The organism is Neobacillus dielmonensis (assembly GCF_000612665.1).
Lineage (GTDB): Bacteria > Bacillota > Bacilli > Bacillales > Cytobacillaceae > Neobacillus > Neobacillus dielmonensis.
This window is the reverse complement of sequence record NZ_HG942073.1, coordinates 1-7,252: the sequence shown is the minus strand read 5'-3', so window position 1 is coordinate 7,252 and position 7,252 is coordinate 1. Positions and strand designations below refer to the sequence as shown.

The window sequence follows — 7,252 nt, the reverse complement described above, 5'->3', positions numbered from 1 at the left end:
CTTCAGGCGCTTCGCTTTCCGCGGGGAGGTTCCGGGAGCCTCCTCGGCGCTTGCGCCTGCGGTGTCTCCCGGGACCTCTACATCCCGCAGGAGTCTTCGCGCCTTCCGCTCCAATTCAACAGGGTGGAATCTATAAGCTTTGGGCTCCAAATAGCCAAATTTTAAAAAAAACAAAAAAATCGTCTTCTTTTCTTATAAATTGAAAGTTAAACTTACATGAACAAACGAGGAAATACAAAAAGGATTCGGTCACATCCAGGGCAATCGGTCGTTCCGCAGATTTTCTCTGCGGGGCCTCGACAAAGTAAACGTCCAGTTCGGAATTGTGGCTAGGGCCCACAACAGCCTGAAAGAAGCAGACATTCGCCAGCTACTTTCAGGAAATAATCCTAATAACATAAAAGAAGGTGGAGAAAAACGACTCCACCTTCTTTATTTTAGGGACTTTTGGGACAGCCCTTTTTTGTTTAAATAACATCTGCTGCCGTGTCGATAAAAAACTTGGCGATCATCGAATGGGTTTTTTCAGTATTATAGACTAGATAGAAAAATCTTTTTTCATCAAAACCATTGATGTGGTACATATGTAACATGTTTAATTCTGAGTAGCTTTTTGCAGCTATTTCAGAGACAATGGAAATACCGATATCCTCCATGACAAATTGCATGAGGCTTTGAGAGGAATCAGTATAGGCAATGATATTCATTTGCTCTTTTTTTATTTGGTTTTTTCTTAATAATTTTTCTAACATTGCGTTTGTACCCGAGTCTGAATTTCTCATGATAAAGGGGTAATCCAAAATATCACTTATATTCACAGAGTCGGGCAACTTGGTTTTGTTGGAAGTAATAAGAACCAGCTTTTCTTCTATCAGCGGTATATATTTAAGCTTTTCGCTTTCAAATTTTTCACCAATAATCCCTAAATCGACTGTGCCATTCAGTACTTTATCCACCGCATTTTTTGAAGATGATTGGTCAATATGAAATATGGCGGAGGGATACTGCTCCCGAAACTGTTTGACCATTTTCGGAATGATGAACTGCCCTGGAACGGAGCTTGCAGCAATTCGAACCATTCCTTTCAGTTCTGTCATTCCTTGTTTTAAGTCAAATATTGCTTGGTCTTTCAAAAGCAATAACTTAAGTGCCCATTGGTAAAGTCTTTCTCCTTGGGGGGTTAGAACGGGTTCCCTGCCGATACGGTCAAACAGCTTAGTATCCAATGTTCTTTCTAAAGCTTGTATATGCGAGCTTACCGTTGATTGGCTTAAGAAAATATCTTCTGCTGCTTTAGAAAAGCTTTTATGCTCAACCACCTTAGTAAATACGTAAAGTTGGTGTAAATCCATCGGTTTGTACCTCACGATTCTGTAAACATGATATATGCCAATTTAAATAAGATGCCATAATCATACATACAATTTGTGAAAATAACAATGTCCATAGTAAAAAGAGTGAAGGGTTGCCCTCACTCTAGGAAAAGATTTATATAATAGCATCCTGACTTTCTTCTGCCAGACATCTTTGCAAAATCCACGGCCATTTTCCGTGTCCAGATTCAGTATTGATATGGCCCGAATGAGGGAAATTAATGGAGGAAAGTCCCAACTTTTTAAAGCTTTTTGCATCTTCCATGCTGCAATAAGGATCATTCGTTGAATGGACAAATAGGATTTCTTCAGCGCTTCGTGTTAGGTTTCCACTACTTAATGGAACAGGATAAAAGGTTTTTGCTGCATTAAGAACGATGTTGGGGGAAGGGGGCGCAACAAGAATCACACGATTGGCTAATTTTCGATTTTTGCTTGATGTATAATGCAGCCAAAGGATGCAGCCTAAGCTATGAGTTATGACCGTTAACGGCTGATCCTTAGGAATGGTGTTCATGACAGTGTCCAGTTCTTCTAACCAAACCTGTTTTTCAGGTGAACTATAATCTGAAAAGGTTGGGTAAAAAACATCATAACCTCTTTTTCCTAGTTCTTGCGCTAACCAAGATTGCCAATGGTCTATGCCGCTTCCGCCCAATCCATGAAGGATGAGAAAACTTTGCTTATTCAACGTTAATCCCTTCTTTCAAGAATCTAATTCCGATTAATTTAATTGGTTTTATTGGAATTATAACTTTATTAAACGGAAAAGGCAATCGTTTCAAGAAAAGATTTATTTTTTATCGAGTAGAATATATGTACGGCGAAAAATTAATGAATATAGACAAAATAAAATGAAAGTTGGAGATCCCTTGTCAGACTTTTTATCCTTAGGCATATCACAAGCAGTTACGAATGAACTGCGGAAATTTGGGGTTGCCTCCCCAACACCGATACAAGAAAAGGCGATTCCCTCTATAATAGAAGGCAGAGATATAATGGCTCAGGCCCAGACAGGTACAGGAAAGACGTTTGCATTTGTTCTTCCGATATTAGAAAGTGTAAAACGAAATAGCAATGAAATCCAAGCACTCATAGTTACTCCAACTAGAGAGTTAGCCATACAAATCACAGAGGAATTTAATAAATTGATTGAAAAATGGGAGGGGGTAAATGTTTTAGCTGTTTATGGCGGACAGGATATTGAACGGCAATTGAAAAAATTAAGGACAGGAAAGCAAATTGTAGTAGGGACACCAGGGAGGCTGTTAGATCATATTAGAAGGGGAACTATTGACCTATCGGATGTCTCCTTTCTTGTACTAGATGAAGCGGACCAAATGCTTCACATCGGATTTTTAGGCGAGGTTGAAGACATCATCAAAGAGACTCCAGAAAGCCGACAGACGATGTTATTTTCAGCCACCCTGCCTGCTGAAATAAGAAATTTAGCAGGTAGATACATGCGGGACCCTAAATATATCCAAATAGAAAAAACGCAAGGTCCAGCAGCCAATGTCAAACAGATTGCAATTCACACGACAGATCGGGCAAAACAAGCCACACTCATTCAATTAATTGAAACGCACCGGCCGTTTTTAGCGGTGATATTTTGTCGGACAAAACGAAGGGTCAGCAAGCTATATGATGCACTCAAAGCAAACGGATATGCTTGTGATGAACTGCATGGCGATTTGTCGCAGGCGAAACGGGAACAGGTGATAAAGCGATTTAAAGAAGCAGAAATACAGCTTTTGATTGCGACAGATGTGGCGGCACGGGGACTGGATGTCGAGGGGGTCACACATGTGTTTAATTATGATATCCCCCAGGATGCAGAGAGCTATATCCATCGGATTGGTCGTACAGGCAGGGCTGGAATGAGAGGATTAGCCATTACCCTTTATTCTTCGGCCGATCGTCCTACATTGGATTTAATCGAGAAAGCTATCCGGATTAATATTCACAAACAAAATTTAGGAAATGAAGAAAAGGAACATGAGGATGGCCGCTCGCCTCGCCAAAGCGATAACTTGGCCAAAACGTCAGCAAGGAATAATAAGCCATCAAAAAAGAATCTCCAAAGTGGTGCTAGAAATAAAAATCAAATGGGGAAAAAACAACCGGGAAGGTCTCTAGCTCTAGACCAGTCTAAAAAATCATCTGGAAAAGGTAATCAAAATACACAAACTAGACGAAAAGCAAAGAGAAAATAAAAATAGAGAGTCTGACACCTTATAGAATGGTTCAGACTCCCTATTTTTTTATGAGTTGTCAGCTATACCAATACCCGTGTTTGATTTAACCAGTACTTCCTCGTATTTTTTCACATCAGCTTTTTGTCGGGAGAAAATGGTTCCAAGGTATCCGGCGATGAATCCGAGTGGAATGGAAACAATACCAGGTGTGGTATATGGGAATAAAGGCTCTCCCACAAAGATTGCTTTACCAACCTCCGGACTAAAAACATTAGGGCTGATAATAACTAAACCAACAGAGGAAATCAACCCAATAATCATTGCCCAAACAGCTCCGGTTGTATTAAATTTTTTCCAGTAAATGGTGTAAATAATAACCGGTAAATTGGCACTTGCTGCTACAGCGAAAGCAAGTGAAACCAGGAAGGCCACATTCAATGTTTGTGCTCCCAAGGCAAGGATAATAGAAAGGACAGAAACTCCAATGGCTGCCCAGCGTGCCATACTCACCTGCTGCTTTTCCGTTGCTTTGCCTTTCTTGAGGATTTCGTTGTAAAAATCATGGGCAAAAGCTGAGGCAGCCGTTAAAACAAGTCCAGCTACCACGGCTAAGATCGTTGCAAAAGCGACCGCCGAGATAAAGGCAAATAACATATTCCCTCCGAGGGCTTGCGCAAGGAGCGGTGCGGCCATGTTACCAGCTGGATTAGCGGCAACAATTTTGTCAGTCCCAACAAATGCAGCAGCACCGAATCCGAGGAAAATAGTCATAACATAAAAAATACCGATAATCCATGTGGCGTAAACTACCGAAGACCGAGCAGTTTTGGCATCTTTTACGGTGAAGAACCGGACTAGAATATGAGGAAGTCCAGCTGTACCAAGAACGAGTCCCATATTGAGCGACAATGTGTCAATTCCCTCTTTGTACTTAACTCCTGGATTTAAAAATGCATCTTTTAACGGAGTTGCTGTTTTCATCTGGGCAAACATGTCAGTCACACTGAAATTAAATTTGGCAAATACAATAATGGAGATAACCAGTGTACCTCCCATTAACAGTACGGCCTTAATAATTTGAACCCAGCTTGTTGCATGCATTCCGCCAAAAATAACATAAATCGTCATTAAAACCCCGACAATTAAAACAGATGTAGTATATTCCAGCCCTAATAATAATTTAATAAGTGCACCTGCACCGACAAGCTGTGCAATCATATAAAAAATAGAAATGGCCACAGTATTCATCGCAGCGAACCCACGAATTTTTTTAGCATTAAACCGGGCTGCGATCATATCAGCAAACGTATATTTCCCTAAATTTCGCAATGGCTCAGCGACTAAATAGAGAACAACTAGGTAAGCTACCAAAAATCCGATACTGTAAAAGAATCCGTCAAAACCTGTTAAGGCAACAGCCCCGGCTATACCTAGGAAGGATGCTGCAGACATATAGTCGCCGGCAATGGCTAAACCGTTTTGCCAGCCGGTTAAACCTCCGCCAGCAGTGTAGAATTCGCTTGCATTTTTGGTCTTTTTCGACGCGAAATAAGTGATAATCAGTGTGACGAACACTATTGCTAGGAACATGAGGAACGCAGGGGTATTCATCTAGTTTATCCCCCTTTCAGATTTAATCTGTTTGGTGATCTCATCAAATTTAGTCGCTTTCTTAGAGTAGAGCATGCATAATCCCCATGTCATAATAAATTGTAAAAAGGCAAACACCCATGCCCAAGTGATATCGCCAATAAATTTTGAATTCAGCACGGTAGAATAGGAAGTCAGAATAGGCAATGCAAAGTAAAAACAAAAGAAGAAGATGGTAAAAGGAATAATAAATTTTTTCTTTTCTGAGAGTAATGCCTGAAATGAAGAGGACTGTACAATCGAACTGTAATCGTTTTCAAAACTTTTGTTGATTTCTTTAGCTTCCATTTGAAGCTCCCCCTTTCGAATAACCAAAGAAAAAATAAAGTCCAAAGTCGAGGATGCAGAAAGCACGAGGATAATATTTTCCGGTAATCACCACCAAATCAGGTAAATTATTCAAAAATTTTTGAATTTTACGTTTTTTATTATAATTTTAAGAGGATAATAGTTGCAAGAGGAAATAGTAATAAAAGAAAAAAATATTTTGGTTGCGCTTTATAATAAGGAGCTGTTATCAGATAATGTTGATTTATTTTAATTCTGTTGATTGGTGCGGAAAACAAAAGTCAACTTAACAGAGTCAACTAAAAAAAGACCCCTGCTAACGCAAAGGTCTTCTTAAATAGATATTTTATGGAGACTATCGGGATCGAACCGACGACCTCTTGCATGCCATGCAAGCGCTCTCCCAGCTGAGCTAAGCCCCCAATTGAGTACATTTGAAATTATATAACGATTATAACAAACTTGCAAGAGAAAATTAAAAAAAATATTATTTTATCTTAACTAATACTCTCAATTTCAACCTTTTGAACGCCATCCAAGTAAGAAACAGCTGCATAAACCTCTGTAGTTTTCTCTCGATAATCAACAGCCAATAGTATTTGAACTAAATGGTTGCCATTATCCAAATCCTTAATTTTTAATCGGCGAATAATATACTGTTTCTCTATTAAGTATAAAATAGTTTTTTCGATTTGTTGTTTATCATTGATGAATAGTTGAAGTGTAATTTCTTTTTCACGCAATTGTTTCGGACCTAAAATTTTCATTAATAACGGAACAAACTCGACACTTATAATAAGCAAAGCGACTCCTGCAAAAGCTTCTATATAAAAGCCAGCACCTACGGCTACTCCAATTCCCGCTGCACCCCAAATCATAGCTGCAGTTGTTAACCCGGAGATACTATCATTGCCCCGTCTAAGGATCACACCGGCCCCCAAAAAACCAATACCAGAGATAATTTGGGCCGCTAAACGCAGCGGATCCATCGTAATGGTGACATTCTCCGGGCGAGGAAACGTGTAGGCGGATTCTATAGAGACAATGGTTAGTAAGCAACTTACAACTGAAATGACTAAGCTGGTCTTTAAACCCACCGGTTTTCTCTTTAATTCGCGTTCAAGTCCGATAATGAGACCGAATATAGCCGAAATACCAAGCTTAATTAAAATATTCTCTTCCATACCAGTCATGTTAAATCACGCCCATCTTTTATCATTCTTAAAGGCTCTGTTAAACGATAATGTAGATTCCTCATCTCTGTTAATTTGAGCAGAAGGTGTTTGACTCCTTAGAAAGTACGGAGTTGGGAGATCCCGCAAGTGCTAAAGCATCGAGGAGGCTCCCCTGCACGTCCGCGGGTTCGCTAAGCGACTGGAGCGTTTAACAGAGACTTCTTAAAAGTATTCTTACATAAACCCCGTTTATTAAAAAGTAATAATTTAACTAATTCAATGATAATATCTTATTCATATACATTCGGTGATTCTTTTATGATAAGAGATAAATCTCCTACCTCAAGATTCAAGTAGAAAATAAACAAGTCAAAAAAACTTTTTAAAATTATATTGCAAACATATTTTATTCGTGTTATATTATTTCTCGTCCTCATCTGACAAGTTGAAAATAACAATTCAAAAAAGGTTATTGACATTAAGAGGGTGGACGTGATACATTAATGAGGTCGCTTTTGACCAGCGTTGTTGGACTAGCGATTGATTGTTCTTTGAAAACTAAACAAAC

At 39.3% G+C, this 7,252-nt stretch carries 6 protein-coding genes, 1 tRNA gene and 1 pseudogene; 2 read left to right on the top strand and 6 right to left on the bottom strand.

Going from position 1 to position 7,252, the window contains the following annotated elements:
- Window positions 1–229: 229 nt before the first annotated feature.
- A pseudogene (locus BN2425_RS23620) lies at window positions 230–353 on the top strand (transposase); the annotation flags it as partial.
- Between the two features lie 114 nt (window positions 354–467).
- Here the strand turns inward: BN2425_RS23620 and BN2425_RS14870 are convergent.
- Window positions 468–1,352, bottom strand: coding sequence for a selenium metabolism-associated LysR family transcriptional regulator (locus BN2425_RS14870; protein WP_042460966.1), 885 nt, complete (start codon window positions 1,350–1,352; stop codon window positions 468–470).
- Window positions 1,353–1,488: 136 nt separating this feature from the next.
- Entirely contained in the window at window positions 1,489–2,064 is a 576-nt protein-coding gene (locus BN2425_RS14865) for an RBBP9/YdeN family alpha/beta hydrolase (protein WP_042460964.1), read from the bottom strand.
- 181 nt (window positions 2,065–2,245) lie between these two features.
- On the opposite strand from BN2425_RS14865, the gene BN2425_RS14860 reads away from it, so the two are divergent.
- The gene (locus BN2425_RS14860; protein ID WP_042460962.1) at window positions 2,246–3,589 is read left to right on the top strand and encodes a DEAD/DEAH box helicase; all 1,344 of its coding nucleotides are present in this window, start codon (window positions 2,246–2,248) and stop codon (window positions 3,587–3,589) included.
- Window positions 3,590–3,637: 48 nt separating this feature from the next.
- Here the strand turns inward: BN2425_RS14860 and BN2425_RS14855 are convergent, their stop codons facing one another.
- The 4 genes from BN2425_RS14855 to BN2425_RS14840 all read right to left on the bottom strand — a co-directional run bounded on the left by BN2425_RS14855 (window position 3,638) and on the right by BN2425_RS14840 (window position 6,693).
- On the bottom strand, window positions 3,638–5,182 hold the full coding sequence (locus BN2425_RS14855; RefSeq protein WP_042460960.1) for a solute symporter family protein: 1,545 nt from the start codon (window positions 5,180–5,182) through the stop codon (window positions 3,638–3,640).
- Window positions 5,183–5,509, bottom strand: coding sequence for a DUF485 domain-containing protein (locus tag BN2425_RS14850; protein WP_042460959.1), 327 nt, complete (start codon window positions 5,507–5,509; stop codon window positions 5,183–5,185).
- A 349-nt stretch (window positions 5,510–5,858) separates the two neighbouring features.
- A tRNA-Ala gene (locus BN2425_RS14845) sits at window positions 5,859–5,931 on the bottom strand.
- A 75-nt stretch (window positions 5,932–6,006) separates the two neighbouring features.
- Window positions 6,007–6,693, bottom strand: a complete 687-nt coding sequence (locus BN2425_RS14840; protein ID WP_042461223.1) for an MgtC/SapB family protein — start codon at window positions 6,691–6,693, stop codon at window positions 6,007–6,009.
- Between the last annotated feature and the right edge of the window lie 559 nt (window positions 6,694–7,252).